At 63.6% G+C, this 18,114-nt stretch carries 12 protein-coding genes; 8 read left to right on the plus strand and 4 right to left on the minus strand.

Features of this window, described 5'->3' with window-relative positions:
- Window positions 1-33: 33 nt before the first annotated feature.
- Window positions 34-972 carry a flagellin B gene (gene flaB, locus ACFWHB_RS13770; protein ID WP_395948668.1) on the minus strand — a complete coding sequence of 313 codons (939 nt, stop codon included), beginning with the start codon at window positions 970-972 and terminating at the stop codon, window positions 34-36.
- A 388-nt stretch (window positions 973-1,360) separates the two neighbouring features.
- Here flaB and ACFWHB_RS13775 point away from each other — a divergent pair, with 388 nt between their 5' ends.
- On the plus strand, window positions 1,361-1,993 hold the full coding sequence (locus tag ACFWHB_RS13775) for a trimeric intracellular cation channel family protein (protein ID WP_025326511.1): 633 nt from the start codon (window positions 1,361-1,363) through the stop codon (window positions 1,991-1,993).
- Window positions 1,994-2,094: 101 nt separating this feature from the next.
- Window positions 2,095-2,487 (plus strand): hypothetical protein, encoded by a 393-nt coding sequence (locus ACFWHB_RS13780; protein ID WP_005326432.1) that lies wholly within the window; start codon window positions 2,095-2,097, stop codon window positions 2,485-2,487.
- 74 nt (window positions 2,488-2,561) lie between these two features.
- On the opposite strand, the gene thiI is transcribed toward ACFWHB_RS13780, so the two are convergent.
- Entirely contained in the window at window positions 2,562-4,010 is a 1,449-nt protein-coding gene (gene thiI, locus ACFWHB_RS13785; protein WP_395948669.1) for a tRNA uracil 4-sulfurtransferase ThiI, read from the minus strand.
- Window positions 4,011-4,185: 175 nt separating this feature from the next.
- Between thiI and ACFWHB_RS13790 the strand changes: the two genes are divergently transcribed.
- Window positions 4,186-5,145, plus strand: a complete 960-nt coding sequence (locus ACFWHB_RS13790; protein ID WP_395948670.1) for a hypothetical protein — start codon at window positions 4,186-4,188, stop codon at window positions 5,143-5,145.
- 64 nt (window positions 5,146-5,209) lie between these two features.
- On the opposite strand, the gene pbpC is transcribed toward ACFWHB_RS13790, so the two are convergent.
- Both pbpC and ACFWHB_RS13800 read right to left on the minus strand, forming a co-directional pair.
- A complete protein-coding gene (gene pbpC / locus ACFWHB_RS13795; protein ID WP_395948671.1) occupies window positions 5,210-7,534 on the minus strand; it encodes a penicillin-binding protein 1C in 2,325 nt (774 codons plus the stop codon).
- Window positions 7,535-7,583: 49 nt separating this feature from the next.
- Complete coding sequence (locus ACFWHB_RS13800; RefSeq protein ID WP_395948672.1) at window positions 7,584-12,437, minus strand: alpha-2-macroglobulin family protein; 4,854 nt, start codon at window positions 12,435-12,437, stop codon at window positions 7,584-7,586.
- A gap of 562 nt (window positions 12,438-12,999) precedes the next feature.
- Between ACFWHB_RS13800 and ACFWHB_RS13805 the strand changes: the two genes are divergently transcribed.
- From ACFWHB_RS13805 to ACFWHB_RS13825, 5 genes are read left to right on the plus strand one after another with little or no spacing between them, the layout of a single operon-like run.
- Window positions 13,000-14,037: an AI-2E family transporter gene (locus ACFWHB_RS13805; protein WP_234570474.1), complete on the plus strand. Its 1,038-nt coding sequence runs from the start codon at window positions 13,000-13,002 to the stop codon at window positions 14,035-14,037.
- A gap of 4 nt (window positions 14,038-14,041) precedes the next feature.
- The gene (locus ACFWHB_RS13810) at window positions 14,042-15,559 is read left to right on the plus strand and encodes an efflux transporter outer membrane subunit (protein ID WP_395948673.1); all 1,518 of its coding nucleotides are present in this window, start codon (window positions 14,042-14,044) and stop codon (window positions 15,557-15,559) included.
- Window positions 15,552-16,646: an HlyD family secretion protein gene (locus tag ACFWHB_RS13815; protein WP_111912798.1), complete on the plus strand. Its 1,095-nt coding sequence runs from the start codon at window positions 15,552-15,554 to the stop codon at window positions 16,644-16,646. Before ACFWHB_RS13810 ends, ACFWHB_RS13815 begins: the two co-directional genes overlap by 8 nt.
- An 8-nt stretch (window positions 16,647-16,654) precedes the next feature.
- Window positions 16,655-17,683, plus strand: a complete 1,029-nt coding sequence (locus ACFWHB_RS13820) for a DUF2955 domain-containing protein (RefSeq protein ID WP_163134898.1) — start codon at window positions 16,655-16,657, stop codon at window positions 17,681-17,683.
- Between the two features lies 1 nt (window position 17,684).
- Window positions 17,685-18,113 carry an ion channel gene (locus tag ACFWHB_RS13825; RefSeq protein WP_106887235.1) on the plus strand — a complete coding sequence of 143 codons (429 nt, stop codon included), beginning with the start codon at window positions 17,685-17,687 and terminating at the stop codon, window positions 18,111-18,113.
- The last annotated feature ends 1 nt before the right edge of the window (window position 18,114 follow it).

Below are 18,114 nucleotides of genomic sequence, written 5' to 3' on the forward strand. Positions count from 1 at the left end.
ACCGCCCTTTTCTTTTTCTTGCAATCAGTCAGCTTAGCCTTGCAGCAGGGAGAGCGCAGACTGCGGACGCTGGTTGGCCTGAGCCAGAATGCTGGAGGCAGCCTGTTGCAGGATATTCTGCTTGGTCATGTTGGCCGTTTCGGTCGCAAAATCTGCGTCACGAATACGAGAACGGGCAGCAGATACGTTTTCCGAGATATTAGACTGGTTACGTATAGTGGAGTCAAACCGGTTCTGCACTGCCCCCAATTCTGCCCGCTTGCTGTCGACTGCCTGGATCATGAAATCCAAATTAGCCATTGCAATCTGTGCGCTAGAGCCTGTAGAGCCTGATATGTCATCAATATCAGCCCATGTCACTTTTGATGTACTTCCTGTTGAAACAGTCACAACCCATGCATCTGCTCCCGTTGAATTTGTAGATGTAATCGGTGCGACGCTGGCCTTGCCCTTCGTCGCACTGGCAATACCGGACATGGTAAAGGCTGTGGTCATCTTGAAGGAGATGGTCTGACCGGCATCTGCGCCAACCTGAAAACTACCTTTATAGTCTCCAGCCAAGAGTTTCTGACCACCAAAAGTGGTATCATTGGCAACACGATTGATCTCGGTTGAGAGCTGCTTATATTCAGCCTGTAGAGCATCTCTGTCATCTTTGTTGTTGGAGCCGTTGGCTGACTGCTGAGCGAGAGTCCGCATCCGTTGCAGCATAGAAGTGACTTCATCCATGGCGCCTTCCGCCGTCTGGGCGACGGAGATGCCATCGTTGGCGTTGCGGTTGCCCTGATCCAGGCCGTTGACCTGGGAGGTCAGACGGTTGGATATCTGCAGGCCAGCCGCATCGTCTTTTGCACTGTTGATGCGAAGACCGGAGGCCAGCCGAGTGTAAGAGGTATCCAGAGATTTGGTGCTGTTCATCATGTTACGCTGAGCGTTGAGCGATGAAACGTTGGTATTGATATACATACTCATGACTATTCTCCTAAGCTATTAAATTTTATCTTTAATTCACTCAGGCTTTATTTTGTTTTGTGCCTGATATGTTTAGTTAACGGCGCTATTTGGTAAGACTTTAATTTCTTTTTTCTGCCTTTATGGCAGTAATCGCCGCCTAACCTATATATCGGCCTCTATTTCCCAGCCTTGAGAAAAAAATCAGGACTTTTGTCACTGTGCTGCAGCCAACCCCACCTTTTGATGGCCAGCCCCCTTGCCAGCCGGGTCGATGCGCCAGTCACCCGCCCTCCCCTGCCTCCAGAAACCCGCTCTGGCTCTCACTTTTGCATACCGGCATTGCTCACACGCGCCCCTTACCCCTAAAATCGCCGCCCCATCATTTATTGGACGTGAGTTGTTCTCCATGCAGACACTGGTTGAGCAGATTGTTTACATCAGCGACATGTTTGGTACTGCGGTATTCGCGTTTTCGGGGGTATTGGTGGCAGGGCGCCTCAGAATGGACGGCTTCGGCGTCATGGTGCTGGCCGCGGTGACTGCCATCGGCGGTGGCACCATACGTGACATGATCCTGGGCGCCACCCCGGTATTCTGGGTACGCGACCCCCTCTACATCTGGGTCGTCATCGCCACGGCACTCATCGGCATGTGGATGGTCAAGTTGCCCCGCCGCATGCCCTGGTATGTGCTGCCGGTGGCAGATGCCTTCGGGCTGGCGCTCTTTACCGTGATTGGCGCCCAGAAGGCGCTCAACTTCGGCACCTCAGGGCTGATTGCTGTGCTCATGGGCACAATGACGGGGGTGGCTGGCGGCATGATCCGGGACGTGCTGGCCCGGGAAGTGCCCATGGTGCTGCAAAAGGAGATCTACGCCACAGCCTGCATCCTGGGGGGCATCCTCTATACCCTGGCGCTGGAGGTCAACATGGACAGGGTCACCGCCATGCTCATCTGCATGACGGCCGTTTTTGGCCTGCGCGTGGCCGCCATCTACTGGCATCTCTCCCTGCCGACCTTCTCGTTGCAGCGCAACTGAACCGGGTCTGGGTGGGCGAGATCCCACCCTTGCAGGGGCAAGATTGAACCAAGCCCGCTTTTCTGTTGTCATAGAGTGGTCGTTTCAAGCCGGATTACCTCATGCAAAAACTTGGGCTCATTACCACGCTGATTCTGATGATGGTGGCAGCGGCTCATGCGGGGGCACAGGCCCTGTTCGGGCGCCTGGCATCCACCCCGGTGCAGCAGTTCAACCAGCAGATCCGTCAGGCGAGCAGCAGTCAGCAGGGCTGGGTCAACGACTATCGCGAAGTGGCTCGCCGCTTCGTGGGTCATGAAGACGTGCCCACCCGCATCCATGCCCAGCAGTTGGACAACGATCTGGTGCTCTCGGTGGCCCTCGATGGCCAGAAGAGCGACATGCTCTACATCCTGACCCTGTTTCGCAGCAACAACCTGTGGCAGATGCGTCAGGCCGAGATGGGCTGGCGCTGCCAGGGTCAGGAGACCTTTACCCCAGTCCCCTGCCCCTGATCATCACCGAAGATGTGAAATAAAAAAATCCGGCACCTTGGCCGGATTTTTTTATGGGCGCATGCACACCGCTATCAGGGGCGATACACCTTGACGTTGTCAAAGCCCTGCTCTTTCAGATAGAGCGCCTGCAACTTGCTCATCACGCCGCGATCGCAATAGAGCAGGTAGGTCTGCTCCTTGGGCAGATCGCCAAAGGCAGTCGCCAGCTTGAAGAAGGGAATGTGCAGGACTTCACGCCCTTCCACCACCAGTGGCTTCTCGTCGCGCTCATCACTGGAGCGGATGTCCAGGATGACTTCATTGGCAGCCAGCACCTGGGTGGTCTCCACCTCCTGCACCTGGGCGGCAGTCTCTTCGCCGATGCGGCGAATGTCGAGATAGCGGGCCTCGCTCACCACCTTGTCCAGGATGGCGAAGTCGAAGTTGGCCTCTTCCGCCTCGATGTTGGACAGCACTGCCTTGATGGTGGGCTTCTTGGAGATGACGCCGCAATACTCCGGCATTGTCTCTGCAAACTCCAGGGTACCGATGCGACGGGCCTCGCTGATGATGTCCGGCTTGTCCCAGGTGATGAGGGGGCGCAGGATCACCTTGTCGGTCACCCGATCGATCACGTTCAAGTTGGTGAGAGTCTGGCTGGAAACCTGGCCCACACACTCGCCGGTCACCAGGGCCTGGATCTGGAAGGTTTCCGCCACCTGGCCGGCGGCGCGCATCATCATCCGCTTGAGCACCACCCCCATCTGGCCGTTGTCGATCTTCTCGAGGATCTCGGCCACCACGGGCTCAAAGTCGATGGCGGTGAAACGCACCTTGTGGGAGGCGCCGAACTTGCTCCACAGGTAATAGGCGACCTGCTTGACCCCGATCTCGTGGGCAGCGCCGCCGAGGTTGAAGAAGCAGTAGTGCACGCGGCAGCCGCGCTTGATGAACTGGTAGGAGGCCACGCCGGAGTCGAAGCCGCCGGAGAGCAGGCTCAGCACATCCTCCTGGGTCGCCATGGGGAAGCCGCCCATGCCGTGGTGGACGGCACTGATGATGTAGAGCTCGTCGTTTTCCACTTCCAGATTCACCTGGATATCAGGCTTCTTGAGGCGCACACCGGCGGTTTCGCAGTGCTGGTTGAGGCCACCACCCACATAGCGCTCCAGCTCCAGGGAGCTGAAGTCGTGCTTGCCGACGCGGCGGGCACGCACGCAGAAGGTCTTGCCTTTCAGGCGATCGCCCCAGACGGCGCGGGTCTGCTCGAAGATGTCGTGCAGATCGGTGAAGTTGCTCAGTTTCACTTCGAGGAAATACTGGATGCCAGGGATACAGGCCAGCGTCTCGAGATACTGGGCGTGGAACTGATCGTTGCGGGAGCTCACTACCAGCTTGTCCCAGTCCATCCGCACGCGGGCGTCTTCGTCAAAGCGGCGCAACACGTTACGGATGTTGCCCTGCAGCATCTTGGTGAAACGCTGACGCACTGACTTGCTCTTGATGGTGATTTCGGGGAACAGCTTGATAATGAACTTCATGGTGTTGACTCGGGTGGCCTTGATTTAAGGGCGCGAATTATATCAGAAGTTTGGCGCCAGCGCCTACTGGCCAGGTGACGGCAGATTTTCCCACACAATGTTTGCCGCAAGGCGGCAATCTTGCGTATATTCCCGAGCCTGCGCCTTGGCCACCGGCTTGAACACTGACGATCCGATGAAGACCTATATCTACTACCCCGGCATGGAAGTACGGGATGAACTCTGGCTCAAGTTTGCTCTGATCTATCTGGAGCGGCTCGCCTTCGTCTTCACCGTCAGCGAGAAGAGCGGCCTCACCGCCCTGCTCGATACCCTGCGCCAGCAGAGCGATCTGCTGGCCGAGCGGCCGGCACCGGCCTTCTTTGCCGCCATCACCCCCCAAATCGAAAATCAGATTACCGGCCTTATCGCCCCCGACTTCGTCCGCCACAAGGTGTTTGGCAACAAGGAGCTGATCACGCGCTGGCGTTCGATCACCAACCATGACTGCTTCTGCCCCGCCCAGCCGGGTCTGGAGCGGCTGCACGGCTTTTGCCTGAGCCACGGTTTTGCGACCCAGGATGAGGGGGGGATCAGAATGGCGCGACGCTTTGCCAACCTGCTCTCCATGCGCCTCGCCCGTGAGTGGGCGCTTGCCAATGAGGGGGCCCTCATCACGGATCACGACTACCTGGACAGGCTGCTTCACCTGCTCGAATCCCGCTACCACAACCGGGGTGGTCAGGATTGCTTCCACCTCGAGATCCCGCTGCAAGTGCCCACTCACCTCGCCGAGATCTCCTTCGATGAGCTGGTTGCCCTGCGCGGGCGCAGCGGTTTTCGCCAGCAGCTGGCAGCCTTCCACCAGGCACTGGATGCCCTGCTCACCATGCTGGGCAGCGGTTATGCCGACCCTGCCGTACTGGCCCGCTTCGAGCAGGCGCAGCAGGGGCTCAACCAGTTGCTGGGCCCAGAGACCCGCTGCCTGCCACTCACCACCCTTGTCAGCTGCTCATTGCCCGCCATGGCGATGATCCACAGGCTCAAGGAGAGTCACCCCGACAGCAGCCTTGTCTTCCATCCCATCAAGAAGAGCCACTTTCACCAGCGCAAGAGTCAGCACTTCTTCACCCGGCTGGGTCAGGTCAAACCCTGATCCAGCACAGGGGCTGCCGTCAAGATATTGTCGCCCTGAACGAGGCTCCCCTGACCAGCCTCTCTCAGGAGGGGTTCTCCAGCCGAAACTCGATGCGATCGCTGTTGCCCGCCTCGTCCACCACCACCAGCTGGTAGCGCCCCGCCTCGCTCAATACCTGATCCCCGTTCCAGCGCAGCCGCTGGCCGTTGAGAAACCAGTGCGGCTTGCCCACGCCCCCCAACACCCTGGGTTGCAGGCGGTAGCGCTGACTGCGAATGAGGTTGCCCTCCCCCAGGGCCAGGATGCGAATGGGAGCCTGCAAGTCGGCGCTTCGCCCCTCCCCCGCACAACCACTTGCCAGCAGCGCCTGACGGCGCTCGCCGGTTGTACGCCAGGGCTCCAGCGAGAGCGGCCAGAGCGCCCGAACGCCTGACTGAGTCGCATCCTGGCAGCGCGCCAGGGTCGGCTTGCCTTCGGCAGTGAGCGCAACTTGGCGCAGCGGCGAGGGCCAATCCATGGGATCCGGCAGGGTCGGCGGATCCCGCGCCTCCAGCAGCCAGGCGCTCTGGCGTTGCAGGCAGGCCTCAGGCAGGGTCGCACTTGCCTTGCGCCCCAGCGGCCAGCAGATCTCGGCCTCGCTCACCGTATTGGGTTGCGCCGGCAAAGGGCTGTTGTCCGAGAGCCGCGAGTAGACCGAGAGCAGCAGCGGCACAGCCGCGCTCTGGCCATAAAAGCCCGGCAAGGGGGTACCGTCGGGGCGTCCCAGCCAGACGCCTATGGTCCAGCGGCCGGAGACCCCCATGGCCCAGCTGTCCCGATAGCCGTAGCTGGTGCCGGTCTTCCAGGCGAGCCGGTTGACCCGACCGGTCGCCTCGCTGGCGAAGGGTTGATCCGCCCGCCCCTGGGCACTCAATATCTGCCAGATGATCCAGGCCGCACCCGGGCTCAGCAAGGGGCGGGGCACCGCCTGCTGCCCCGCCAGCCAGACCGGCATCGCCACCTGCCCCTGCCGGGTGAGGGCGCTGTAGAGCGCCACCAGCTGCTCGAGCCGAATACCCGCCGCCCCCAACGCAATGGCCGGGTTGGGCTTGTCCGAGAGCGCCAGCCGCACCCCGGCGTTGTCGAGGCGGCTGACCAGCTTGTCGGCCCCAAGCGCCTCCAGCACCTGCACCGCCGGCACGTTGAGGGATTGCTGCAGCGCCTGGGTGAGGGTCACAGGCCCCTGAAAGGCACCGGTAAAATTGGCGGGTCTATAGTCGGAACCCAATCTCGGGGCATCGGAGAGCAGGGAGGCCGAGTGCACCAGCCCCTCGTCCAGGGCCAGACCATAAATGAAAGGCTTGAGGGTGGATCCCGGGGAGCGGATCGCCTGCACCATGTCGAGGTAGCCGTGGCGGCGCAGATTGCCATACTCGGCGCTACCCACGTAAGCGCGCACCGCCATTGTGCTGTTGTCCACCAGGAGCAAGGCGGCCGAGGTCTGCTCGGGGAAGCGGCGGATATAGCTCGCCACCCGGGCCTCCAGCCAGCGCTGCAGATCCCCGTCTATGGTGGTGTGCACCAGGGCCCCCGGCTGGCTGCCAGCCGCCAGCCGGGCAAACAGCGGCGCCTCCATAGGCGTGAAGTGACCGCGGGCCAGCACAGGCTCGATACGCCCCTCCTGCCACACCGCCTCGGGCCAGGCGCCCTGCGTCACCAGCCGCTGCATCACCTTGTCGCGGGCAGCGCGGGCACGCTCGGGATGCCTGTCCGGCCGGTAACGGCTGGGGGCCTGGGGCAGCACAGCCAGCAGCGCCGCCTCGGCGTGGGTCAGCTTGGCCGCGCTCTTGCCCAGATAAGCGAAACTCGCCGCCTGCACCCCCTCCAGATTGCCGCCAAAGGGGGCCCGGTTGAGGTAAACGGTGAGCAGGGTGCGCTTGTCGTAATGCCACTCCAGTTGCAGCGCCCGCGCCATCTGGCGCAGCTTGCCGGGCACGCTCCTGTGGTAGGGCTCGATGAGGCGGGCCACCTGCATGGTGAGGGTCGAGCCCCCAGAGACGGCCCGCCCGTAGCGCAGCCACTGCCAAACCCCGCGTACCATGGCCACAGGGTTGACCCCGGGATGGCGCCAGAAATGGCGATCCTCGTAACCCAGCAGCGCCTCTATATAGCGGGGGGAGACCTGCTCCAGGGTCACGGGGTAGCGCCACACGCCGCTGGTGTCGGCGAAGGCGCGCAGCGGCCGACCCTTCATATCGAGCACCACCCGCGCGTAGGCGGGATCCAGCGGCGGCGGCGGGAAGAGGCGATCCAGCGCCAGCAGCGACAGGAGCAGGGCAACAGCCCCCAACACCGAGAAACGCAGCCAGCGCGGCAGACGGCCCAACCAAACGAGGCAGACACGGCCACTGCGGCTAAGTCTCAGCAAACTGCGCCGCCAGAGGGTGAGCGGGCGAACCCGCTCGAGGGAGGGAAGATTACTCAGAGATGCTCACCTCATGAATATCCTCCCCCAGGGCCCGCAGCTCAGGCCGGTACATGTCCTCCACCTGGGTCGGCGGCACCGGATAACGACCCGGCGTCACCGCCCGCATCAGGTAGACCAGCTGCTGGTTGCCCCCCGCACTGAGATCCAGTGCCGCCGTGTAGCGATCGTCACGAAACTCCTGATGCTTGAGGTAGTCGTTCCACTCGCTCTGCCACGCAGGTTTCCCCTCAATCGAAAGCTCTTCCAGCTTGATGCTGTTGCCAAGGGCCGGATTCTCCAGCTCGAAACCGGCCGGCAGCATCTCCACCAACAGGGCATCGGGCACCGCCGATTCGCTACTCACATTGAGCCGCACCACCACCAGATCGCCGACCCGTACCTTGGCCGGATCAAGCTGCTTGCCGTCACCGTTGAACCAGCTGCGGGTGACGCTCATGCCCTGGCTGACACGCGCGGGCGCCTGTTCGGGGTAGCCAATCAGTGTTCGCTGCACATAGAGCGAGCCCTTGCCCTCGTTGGTAACGGCGCTGGCTGTCAGCGCCTCCGGGGCGCCGAGCTGCACACTGGCCTCGCCGGCAAAGGGGCGCTCGCCATCGGTAGATACCAACCTGGCCTGCCAGTCGGCGGCAGGATCGACCTGCGCCAACCGCAGCAGGGCGAGGCGCTCCTGGGTGCTGAGCCACTGACGGTGAGCCAGGGTATCGGCCACCTTGGCGCTCAGCGCTGGCCAGCGCTCCTCGGCCAGCTTGTGTTGACGGAGCAGAGAGAGCTCGAGGGCCTGGTCGCGCAGGGGAGAGCCGTAATCCCCGAGATAGTCGTCACCGCGCTCGGTCGCTTGCGCCCGGGCAAGGGCCTTGGCGGCGTTCTGCTCATCCCCCATGGCCGAGAGCGCCAGCGAGAGGTGGAGCAGCGGCAAACCAGAGCGGGCGTGATCCGCCTGCTGCTCCCAGATGAGGCGCAGGGTGGCGAGCGGCGCCTTGCCCACCCGTGCCAGCACATAGGCGCTGTAGGCCTGATAGGCCAGCCGGCTATGCTCGGGGGCACTGCTCCAGCGCTCCCCGTACTGGCTGTCGGTCAGATAACTCTGCAACCTGTTCAGGGCCTGACTCAGCATGGCCTCCGGCACGGCATCCCCCGCCTCCTTGCGGGCCAGCAGATAGTCGGCGGCATAGGCGGTGAGCCACTGCTCCTCGTCGGAGCGTCCATCCCACAAACCGAAACCGCCGCTCGGCAGTTGCAGCCGCTGCAAGCGTTGCAGCAGGGCGCGCTGCAGATCCGCCTCGCTCACCGGCTTGCGGCCCTCTGTGGGTTGTGACCAGGCGACACGCTCATCCGCCGTGGTCAGCAAGTAAGGCCAGGCGCGCGACAGGGTCTGCTCCAGACAGGCATAAGGGTAATCGGCCAGCGCCTGCCACTGGGCAGCCGGATCCCAGGGCGGGGTGCCTGAGAGGCTGAGCAGCCCCTGCAGGTTGGTGCTATCCAGCCCGGCCAGTTCGCTCTGGGCAAAGCTCATCTGCTGACCCGGGGTCAGCATCTGGTAGCGCTGGCGCGTCTGGGCAGGCCAGGGGGAGCGCAGCGGCAACGACCAGTCGCGGCTTATCGCAAAGCCCTTGCCGCTCGCCGCCAGTTGCAGGCTTGCCACGCCGCTGGCGCCTGTCACAGTGAGCGGCAGGGTCAGCCACTGCTCCTCGCCGTTTTTCAGGGAAAGGGTGCTGGGCAGCTCGCCGTTTGCCTTGAGCCCGCCATTGAGGGTCCATTCAAGCGAAAGATTCTGATCCTCGCCGCTCATATTACGCAACTGCACCAGGGCCCGGGTCTGATCCCCGCGAGCGCCAAAGCGTGGCCAGCCAATTTCGGCCACCAGGGGCGCCACCACCTTGACGGCGCGCTCGGCCTCCCCCACCTGCTGTTCGTTCCAGGCCAACGCCATCAGCGCCAGCTCGCCGTTGAAGTTGGGCAGATCGAGCGGGATCACCGCCTTGCCCTGCTCATCAAAACTCACCTCGCCGCTCCAGAGCGCAGCGACCTCGACCCGGCTCTCCAGTGCACCGCCCTTCTTCAGGGCCGGGGCATCACCGCCGTAGTTGAGGCGAGCCAGCTTGCCGTCCTGGGGCGGGATCACCTGACCGTAGTTGTCGAACAAGTCTTGTGCGAAGCGCTTGCGACCGAAAAATATTTCGAAGGGGTCTAGGGGCTTGTAGTCGCTGATATTGAGCACGCCCCTGTCCACCGCCGCCAGCACCACCCGCCCCTGACTGTTGGGGGTGGAGGTAGCAGTCACTTCGAGCCGGGTGAGCGGCACGGCTTTATCCGGCGCGCTCAGGGTAAGCGGCAAGCGGCGCGCTTCCCGGTCGAGCGCGAGCGGCACCAGGCCGACCGAGCGCAGGCTTTGAATGCCCTTGCTGCTCGCCGGTCTCGACTCGCTGTCAGGGACGGCGATCTGGGCCGAGATGTGGAGATCATGACGTTGCCACTCGGGGCTGATGGGGATCTCGAACTCGCCACGCCCTTCCCCCTGCCCGGTGCCTTCGGCGCTCAGCTCGATGCGCTGCCACCAGCGCAGGCCGTCGCCATCTTCCACCAGCAGCAGCCCCTTGCCCGCACGCGGTGCCACCAGGGTCACCTTGGCCTTGTCACCAGCCTGATAGGCGCGCTTGTCGAGGGTGATGGCAATCTTGTCGGGCCGCGCCTGCTCGCCACCGCCGCCCCAGGCGTAACTGCCGATCTCGAACCGCAGGCTGGATTGATGGCCCTGGCTGTTCTCCACCTCGAGGCGATACCAACCAGCCACAAGCGGCAGGCTGAGGGCGGTCGGCCCCTTGCCGTCCAGCTGCAGGGTCTGCTCCTGCTCCAGATAGGGCTGGCTGTTGAACTCGTACTTCCACCCCTCGCCGTCGGCGTAGTGCCAGTAGTAGTCGCGGTACTCGTTGACCAGGCGCACCTTCACCTCGCCCGCCACCGGCTGGCCCTGGTCGTCGAGGTTGAGGATCTGGAAGGGCAGCGGTTTGCCCCCCTCTACCCGCTCTGCCACGAAATCGGCCCTGAGCGCCGGCCACTGGCTTCCGGCGGGCCAGCCGTACTGGGTGCGGCTGCGATTGACGGCGCGGCCACCGGGCTCGGAGAGCGACACCCGGTAGGCCACCTCCAGCGGCCCGAGGGCACGCACGCCATCGAGCTCATCTTGCAGCAAGAAGGCTCCCTGCCCCTGCTCATTGAGGGTGAGGTTGACGGGTTCGAGCGCCTTGGCCTGCTCGGCGAGCAGCACGTCCCCTAGGGTAAACTCCTGCCACTGGGTGAAGGGCATGGTGGCGCGGCTTATCTTTACCTCCGCCTTCGCCTTGGTGCTGCTCGCCGGGGCACCATAGAGGTAGTCCCCCTGCAGCGGCAGGGTGAGGGCCGCTTCCGGGCTCTGCAATTCCCCATCCGGCCCCTTGCCGAGCTGCAGTTTCAGCCGCTCGGGCAGGAACTCCTCCACCAGGAAGGGCCACTCGAAGCGGCTGCCTGCCGATGTCTTGAGGGTGATCGTCCAGCGCCCCAGGGGCGCATCCTGCGGCAGGCGCAGGCCGTAGTGGGCGGCGCCCAGGGGGTCAGGCAGCAGCCGTTTCTGCTCCAGCAGCTGACCGTCCGGCTGTTTCACCTCCAGCTCCACCGCCATGCCGGGCAACAGCTGGCCATCCTGCCCCTTGAGCAGGATCTCGCTGTCGAGCCGCTCGCCGGGGCGGTAGAGATCTCGCCCACTGAACAGATAAAGCTGCTGGGCCTGCCAGGGCTGGGTGCCCAGATCGAAGGTGGAGAGATCGAGGGCCGCGCCATCGAGGCGCAGCACCGCCAGATGCTTGCCCTGCTCGGCCAGCAGCAGGCGGGCCCCCTGCACCTGCTCGAAACGCCGGTGACCGCGCGGATCTGTCTGCTGCACCTGCAGCCGGTTGCCCTTCTCGTCGAGCAGGGAGAGTTGCACCTCCTTGAGGGGTTCGGCGGTGGCCAGGGAGCTGACGAACACCTCCAGTCGATCCCGGTAGCGGCGGGCACTGAGCCCCATGTCGCTCACCGCGAAATAGGTAGTCTCCTTGCGCCAGTCGTAGTTGCCAAGAGGGGACATCACCGCAAAATAGACCCCGGCCTCGGCCAGTTGCGGCTCCTTCACATTGATGAGGCGGGTCTCGCGCCGGTTGGCATCGAGCGCCAGGGCATAACGACCGCTGAACACCCGCTTGGCACGCTGGGTGACCTGCTCCAGATCCCAGTTGCCCATGCCGGCGCCGGGGCGATACTCGGCCAGGAAGCGCGGCAGATACTCGGCATCGATCCGGAAGAAGTCGATGTTGACCTCATCCACGTTGATCGCGCTGATGGGCAGGCGCAGCTCCTCGCGCAGGGGCAACACCATGCCGCTGGCGGTAAAGGAGGCCCCCGCCTCCAGCGGCCGGGTCTTGAGGGTCCAGCGCTGGGGAGATGGGCCCAGCCCCGCCTTGAGACTCACCTCATAGCTCTTGTCGGGCTGGACGTTCGGGAAATAGAGGGTGCGGCCATCTTCGGCCAGGATCCACTCCCCCTGCACCTGCTTGCCACCTTCATTGACAATGAGCCAACTCTGCCAGTTCGCCTTGGGCGTCAGGGGGCCGGAGAAGACCAGTGCCAGCGCCGGGGCATCCCGATACTGGCGGGCATTGGCCTGCACCACAGAACTTGGCGCTCCCGCCTCCTGCTGCGCCTCGGTTGAGGGAGATGCGGGCGCCGGGGTGTCCGGGCCGCAGCCTGCCAGCAGCAGAGCCCCCACCCCCGCCAATAGCGAAGCCAGTAAGCGAGGGACGCGAGACACGGGAGAGGGCTTGAGGAGACGCATAGGTTTGATCCCGGGTTGAGTCGCCGCCAGCGCAGCGCAGGAGCCAATAGGATAAAACGTCGCCCCCATTAACACAAAGCTCAGTGCGGTGGACACATCATCCACGGCATTCCGTGACTGGCAGCAGAAATAGCTATTCATGAGCCAGTAAATAATATTTCCCATTCGAAACTCTTTTTTAGACAGTTATTTTATACAGGTAAACTCCTCCCCGTTTTCTGAACCCAAGCTAGACTGGGGGCAACAGTTCCCTTGTGTGGTATGGGAATACTCTTTATTCTCTGGCACCGCTGAAGTTGTAGAAGCAATCAGCCTAATATCAAGCAGTTAAATATTTTTTAAACATTGAGTTCCTGTGCCATAAATTAAATGCAGGCAAGGTCAGAGTGCCCCCCACACGCTGAACTCAGTGTTCTTTATCACTACACACCCTATGCCTGCTGGCCCGACACCTGTGTTGGGCCAGCATGGTTGTGTGCTCATCCCCCGTCGGAGTCATACCAGAATGGAAAATAATGATCTGTCCATAGTCGAAAAAAGGTTGGTTGCCAGATTCCTGGATATGTTCATCAAGTTTGGCCTTATCCTGGCACTGGGCTCTTTCTGCTTCACCGTGTTCTCCCCCTTCATGAACATGATGTTGTGGGCCCTGATCCTGGCCGTCACCCTCTATCCCCTCCACCAGCGCTTTGCCGCGCGCCTTGGCGGGAAACAGGGCAAGGCCTCTACCCTGCTGGTCTTGCTGGGGGTGCTGCTCATCGTGGCCCCTACCGTCGTCATGGTCAGCTCCCTGGGTGACAGCGTCAGCTCCCTGGTCGACAAGGTGAACAACAATACTCTGGTGATCCCGGCGCCCTCCGCCGACATCGCCGACATCCCCCTGGTGGGCGCCAAGCTCCATGCCGTCTGGCTGAAGGCCTCGGTGGATCTGCCCAGCCTCATCGTCAGCTACAAACCGCAGCTCGGGGATCTGGCCAAGAAGGTCGTCGGCATCCTGGCCAGCATGGGGGGTGGCTTGCTCGGCTTCGTCTTCTCCTTCATCGTGGCCGGCATCATGATGGCCTGGGGAGCACCGGGTGCTGCGAGCGCCGATCGCATCGCCATGCGTATCACGGATGAACGCAAGGGTCTGGCGCTGACCAAGCTGTGCACCAGCACCATACGTGCCGTCGCTCAAGGGGTCATCGGGGTCGCCTTCATCCAGGCGCTGCTGGCGGGCATCGTCATGATGCTGGCAGGGATCCCGGCCGTCGGCATCTTCTTCGTCCTGGCGCTGATCCTCGGCATCGCCCAGGTGCCCGTGATCCTGGTGACGGCGCCCGCCATCGCCTACATGTGGAGCACGGGTGATCACGGCACTGCGGTGAACATCATCTACAGCGTCCTGCTGATCGTCGCAGGCATGGCCGACAACGTCCTCAAACCGCTGCTGCTGGGTCGCGGTGTCGATGCTCCCATGCCGGTGGTGCTGCTGGGCGCCCTTGGCGGCATGGCGGCCAGTGGCATCCTCGGCATGTTCATCGGCGCCACCCTGCTCTCCATCGGCTATCGCATCTTCATGGCCTGGGTCAACGAAGGTCTGGCTTCTGCGGATAAATAACCCCATGGCCGTCCAACGTCACACCATGCGCCCCCTGATCACGGGGGGCGCGTGCCTGTTATTGAGTGCCTGCACAGTGCTAGGCCCCGACTATCAGGCTCCCAGAGTCGAAGAGATGGCCAGCTGGCACAGCGCCAGCGAGGGTCAGCAGGCGAGCGCAACCGCCGACTATCGCCAATGGTGGAACCGGCTAAACGATCCCGTGCTGAGTGCCCTGGTCGAGGAAGCGCTGCGAAAGAATCCGGACGTGCGGATCGCAGGCTTGCGTATCCTCGAGGCCCAGGCCCAGCTCGGCATCGCCGAGAGCCTGCTCGGCCCCCAGGCCACTGTGGGCACGGGCGAGTTCCTGCAAGCCGGGCAGACCCGCAACGGCCACAGCAGCGCCGGCAGCAGCTATGGCGCCGGGTTCAACCTCGGCTGGGAGCTCGACTTCTGGGGCAAGTTCGAACGCGGCATCGAAGCGGCGGATGCCAACTACTTCGCCACCCTGGCCCAGTATGATGACATCCAGGTGCTGATGGCCGCCCAGGTGGCCCAGCTCTATGTGAGCATCCGCACCGTGGAGGCTCGCCTCTACATAGCCCGGGAGAATGCCCGCCTCCAGCAGCGCAGCCTGGAGATCACCGAACGGCTGTTCAAGAGCGGCAACAGCGCCGAGCTGGACGTGCAGCAGGCCAAGACCCAGTACCTGGGCACCCTGTCCGGCATTCCGCAACTCGAGACCAGCCTGCGCCAGAGCCAGAATGCCCTCTCGACCCTGATTGCCAGACCCCCTGGCCCCCTGCCCGAGATGGCCACCAACACCGGCAAGATCCCCCAGGGCGAGCTGGCTCTGGTCACCGAGATGCCGGCCGATCTGCTGCGCCGACGCCCCGATGTGCGGGTCGCGGAGCGGCAACTGGCCGCCCAGTCGGCCCTGATAGGAGTGGCCGAGAGCGAGCTCTACCCCTCCATCACCCTGCTCGGCACCCTGGGCGTCAACGCCACCAATGGGGAGAGCGGCACCTTCTCCTGGGCCGTCGGTCCCTCGCTCAGCTGGAACCTGCTCGATCAGGGACGGCTCGGCAACCAGATCCTGGTGCAGGACGCCCGCTTCCAGCAACTGCACGAGCGCTATCGTGACAGCGTGTTCAAGGCGGCCCGCGAGGTGGATGACGCGGCAGTGGCCTACGCCAACGGCCAGGACGAGATCGCCCTGCTGACCCAGACCGGCGAGGCCGCCCGTCGCTCCCTCGAGATAGCCAACACCCAGTATCGCGAGGGGATGGCGGACTTCCAGCGGGTGCTCGACTCCCAGCGCGCCCTGTTCAACCAGCAGGAGCGCCTGGTCAACAGCCGTGGCGCCCGGATGCGCGATCTCATCACGCTCTACAAGGCACTGGGTGGCGGTTGGGAACAGGGGCGTGAACGCCCCCTGGTGACCCCGGAGGTGGAGGCCCAGCTGCGCACGCGCGCCGAATGGGCTCCCCTGCTCGACGCAACCCACTCCCCCATGACACAGAAGGCAAGCTCCCATGACTGACAGCACTGCATCTCCCGGCCAGGCCAGCCGCCGCGCCACCCTAGGGCTGCTGGCTGCAATCCTCCTCCTGCTCATCTGGTATCTGCTGGCGGACAGGCTGACCCCATACAGCTCCCAGGCCCGGGTGCAGGCCTTCGTGGTCCCCGTCGCCGCCGAGGTGTCCGGCCAGATCAAGCGGGTCTATGTTCACGACAATCAGGACGTGGACGCAGGCTCCCCCCTGTTCGAGATAGACCCCGAGCCCTATGACATTGCCCTGGCCAAGGCCAACTCCGACTACCAGACGGTCTTGAGTGGCGTCAAGGCGAACACCGAAGGGGTCAAGGCGGCCGAGGCCTCCCTGATGGCCATGCGCGCCGCCTATGACAACGCGGCCAAGGATGCGGAGCGCCAGGAGCGGCTCTATCGCGAGGATCCGGGTGCCATCTCGGTGCGTCGCCTCGAGGTGGCCCAAGCCACCCGCGAGACGGCCAGGAGCCAGGTGGCGGCAGCGGAAGCCGACGTCCGCCGCGCCATCGAGGCCGCCGGGGCGAGCGGCGATGACAACTCCCAGCTGCTCAGCGCCCGCTCGGCTGTCCACAAGGCGCAGCTGGATCGCCAGAACACCCGCGTGGTGGCACCGGGTCGCGGCCTCATCACGGATCTCAGCACGGATGCCGGCCAGTTCATCGGGGCTGGCGCACCGGCCATGACACTGATCGCCATCCATGACGTCTGGGTGTCGGCGGATCTGACGGAGAACAACCTGGGCAACGTCCGGCCAGGGGACAAGGTCACCATCTTGCTCGACAGCTTGCCCGGACAGCTGTTCAAGGGGGAGATCCGCAGCGTCGGCTACGGGGTAGGCGATGGCAAGAGCCAGCCCGCCGGTGCCCTGCCCACTGTGGACAACAACCGCGACTGGCTGCGTCAGGCGCAGCGTTTCCCGGTCAAAATCGCCTTCCAGAGTGATGACTTTCCGCCGGTCGAGGCGCTGCGGGTCGGCGGCCAGGCCGATGTGCTGGTCTACACCGGCGAGAGCGGTGTGATGCACTTCCTGGGGGCGCTCTATATCCGGCTGATGAGCCTCTTCTCCTTCCTCTATTGAGGCGCCATATGCATAACGCCGACAGGGCTGTACTGCGCATTGGCACGGGCATCGGGCTCGCGGCGGGGATCTGTTACGGATTGGCCCTGCCCATGCCCCACCTCGGCGTCATCATGGCCTGGGTGGTGCTGTGCCGCCCCGGGGAGGCCCTCGGCCTGAAGAAGGGGCTGGCAGGGGGGCTCCTGCTGCTGGGGATCATGGCCGCCGGGGTGCTGCTGGTCCCCCTGCTGACCCACTATGCCCTGGCGGCCGTGCTGCTCATCGGCCTGCTGCTCTACCTGCTGATGCAGCAGTCGATGGCCGGCAAGGGGGCCGCCGCCATGCTGCTCATCATGGCCATTACGGTGATCCCGGTGGCCGGGCTCATCGAGCAGTCCCTGGCCATCGCCATCGCCCAGATGATGGGGTTGGGGATCCTGATAGGTACCCTGGTCAACCGCATGGCCCACGCGCTCTTCCCTCCCCTGCCGGTGGCGGGAGCGGCGGCAAGACCCGTGCCATTGCCCCCCGAACATCCCAAACGGCTGGCGCTGCGCGCCGTCGCCATAGTGCTGCCGGTGTGGCTGCTGGCTCTCGGCAACCCGGCGTTCTACATTCCGGCGGTGATGAAGACGGTGGCGCTGGCCCAGCAGAGTACCTCCCTCAACGCCAGACAGGCGGGCCAGGAGCTGGTGCTCTCGACCCTGATGGGCGCCCTGCTGGCCTGCGCACTCTGGCTGGGGCTCAGCCTCTGGCCCTCGCTCTTGATGCTGGTGCTGATGCTGGCCCTGATGACCCTCTGGCTGGCGCGGCGTCTGATCCGGCTGGTGGCGAGCCGCTGCTCGCCGTCGTTCTGGAGCAACGCCTGGATCACGGCGCTCATCCTGTTTGGCCCGGCCATCGAGGACAGCGCCACCGGCAAGGATGTGTGGTTGGCGGCGGCCATGCGTTGTGGCCTCTATCTGGTGGTGGCCGGCTATGGCTGGCTGTGTATCTTGCTGCTCGAGCAGTGGTGGCCGGTCGGCCGCCCACTGGCAGAAGCCAAGTTAGGAGACTGACATGTTTCTCATATTTATGGTCGGCATCCCGGTGATCCTGATCAACATGCTGTTGCAATCCCTGGTATCCGTCTGGTGCATCCGCTTCTACATCAAACGGTTCGGCAAGCGTGAGGGGGTGCTGGCAGGCATGCTGGCGCTGTTTGGCATCATCACCCTGGTGATGCTGGGCAACCTGGCACAGATCGGCGTCTGGGGCGGGCTCTTCCTGTGGCTCGGAGAGTTCGACACCCTGCAGGAGGCCGTCTACCACTCCGGGGTCAACTTCGCCACCCTGGGCTATGGCGACATCGTCATGAGCCCGCAGTGGAAGCTGCTCGGCCCCCTCGAAGCGGTCAACGGCGCCCTGATGATAGGCCTCTCCGGTGCCTCCATGCTGGCGGTCTTGCAGCACCACATTCGCAAGCAGCTCAATGACGGCGCCCCCTGAT

Source organism: Aeromonas mytilicola subsp. aquatica (assembly GCF_044336385.1).
Lineage (GTDB): Bacteria > Pseudomonadota > Gammaproteobacteria > Enterobacterales > Aeromonadaceae > Aeromonas > Aeromonas rivipollensis.

What these genes read in the sequence shown, in the direction of transcription:
- flaB (WP_395948668.1), bottom strand. Translation starts at nt 972, where the DNA reads ATGAGTATGTATATCAATACCAACGTTTCATCGCTCAACGCTCAGCGT.
- ACFWHB_RS13775 (WP_025326511.1), top strand. Translation starts at nt 1,361, where the DNA reads ATGCAGACACTGGTTGAGCAGATTGTTTACATCAGCGACATGTTTGGT.
- ACFWHB_RS13780 (WP_005326432.1), top strand. Translation starts at nt 2,095, where the DNA reads ATGCAAAAACTTGGGCTCATTACCACGCTGATTCTGATGATGGTGGCA.
- thiI (WP_395948669.1), bottom strand. Translation starts at nt 4,010, where the DNA reads ATGAAGTTCATTATCAAGCTGTTCCCCGAAATCACCATCAAGAGCAAG.
- ACFWHB_RS13790 (WP_395948670.1), top strand. Translation starts at nt 4,186, where the DNA reads ATGAAGACCTATATCTACTACCCCGGCATGGAAGTACGGGATGAACTC.
- ACFWHB_RS13800 (WP_395948672.1), bottom strand. Translation starts at nt 12,437, where the DNA reads ATGCGTCTCCTCAAGCCCTCTCCCGTGTCTCGCGTCCCTCGCTTACTG.
- ACFWHB_RS13805 (WP_234570474.1), top strand. Translation starts at nt 13,000, where the DNA reads ATGTTCATCAAGTTTGGCCTTATCCTGGCACTGGGCTCTTTCTGCTTC.
- ACFWHB_RS13810 (WP_395948673.1), top strand. Translation starts at nt 14,042, where the DNA reads ATGGCCGTCCAACGTCACACCATGCGCCCCCTGATCACGGGGGGCGCG.
- ACFWHB_RS13815 (WP_111912798.1), top strand. Translation starts at nt 15,552, where the DNA reads ATGACTGACAGCACTGCATCTCCCGGCCAGGCCAGCCGCCGCGCCACC.
- ACFWHB_RS13820 (WP_163134898.1), top strand. Translation starts at nt 16,655, where the DNA reads ATGCATAACGCCGACAGGGCTGTACTGCGCATTGGCACGGGCATCGGG.
- ACFWHB_RS13825 (WP_106887235.1), top strand. Translation starts at nt 17,685, where the DNA reads ATGTTTCTCATATTTATGGTCGGCATCCCGGTGATCCTGATCAACATG.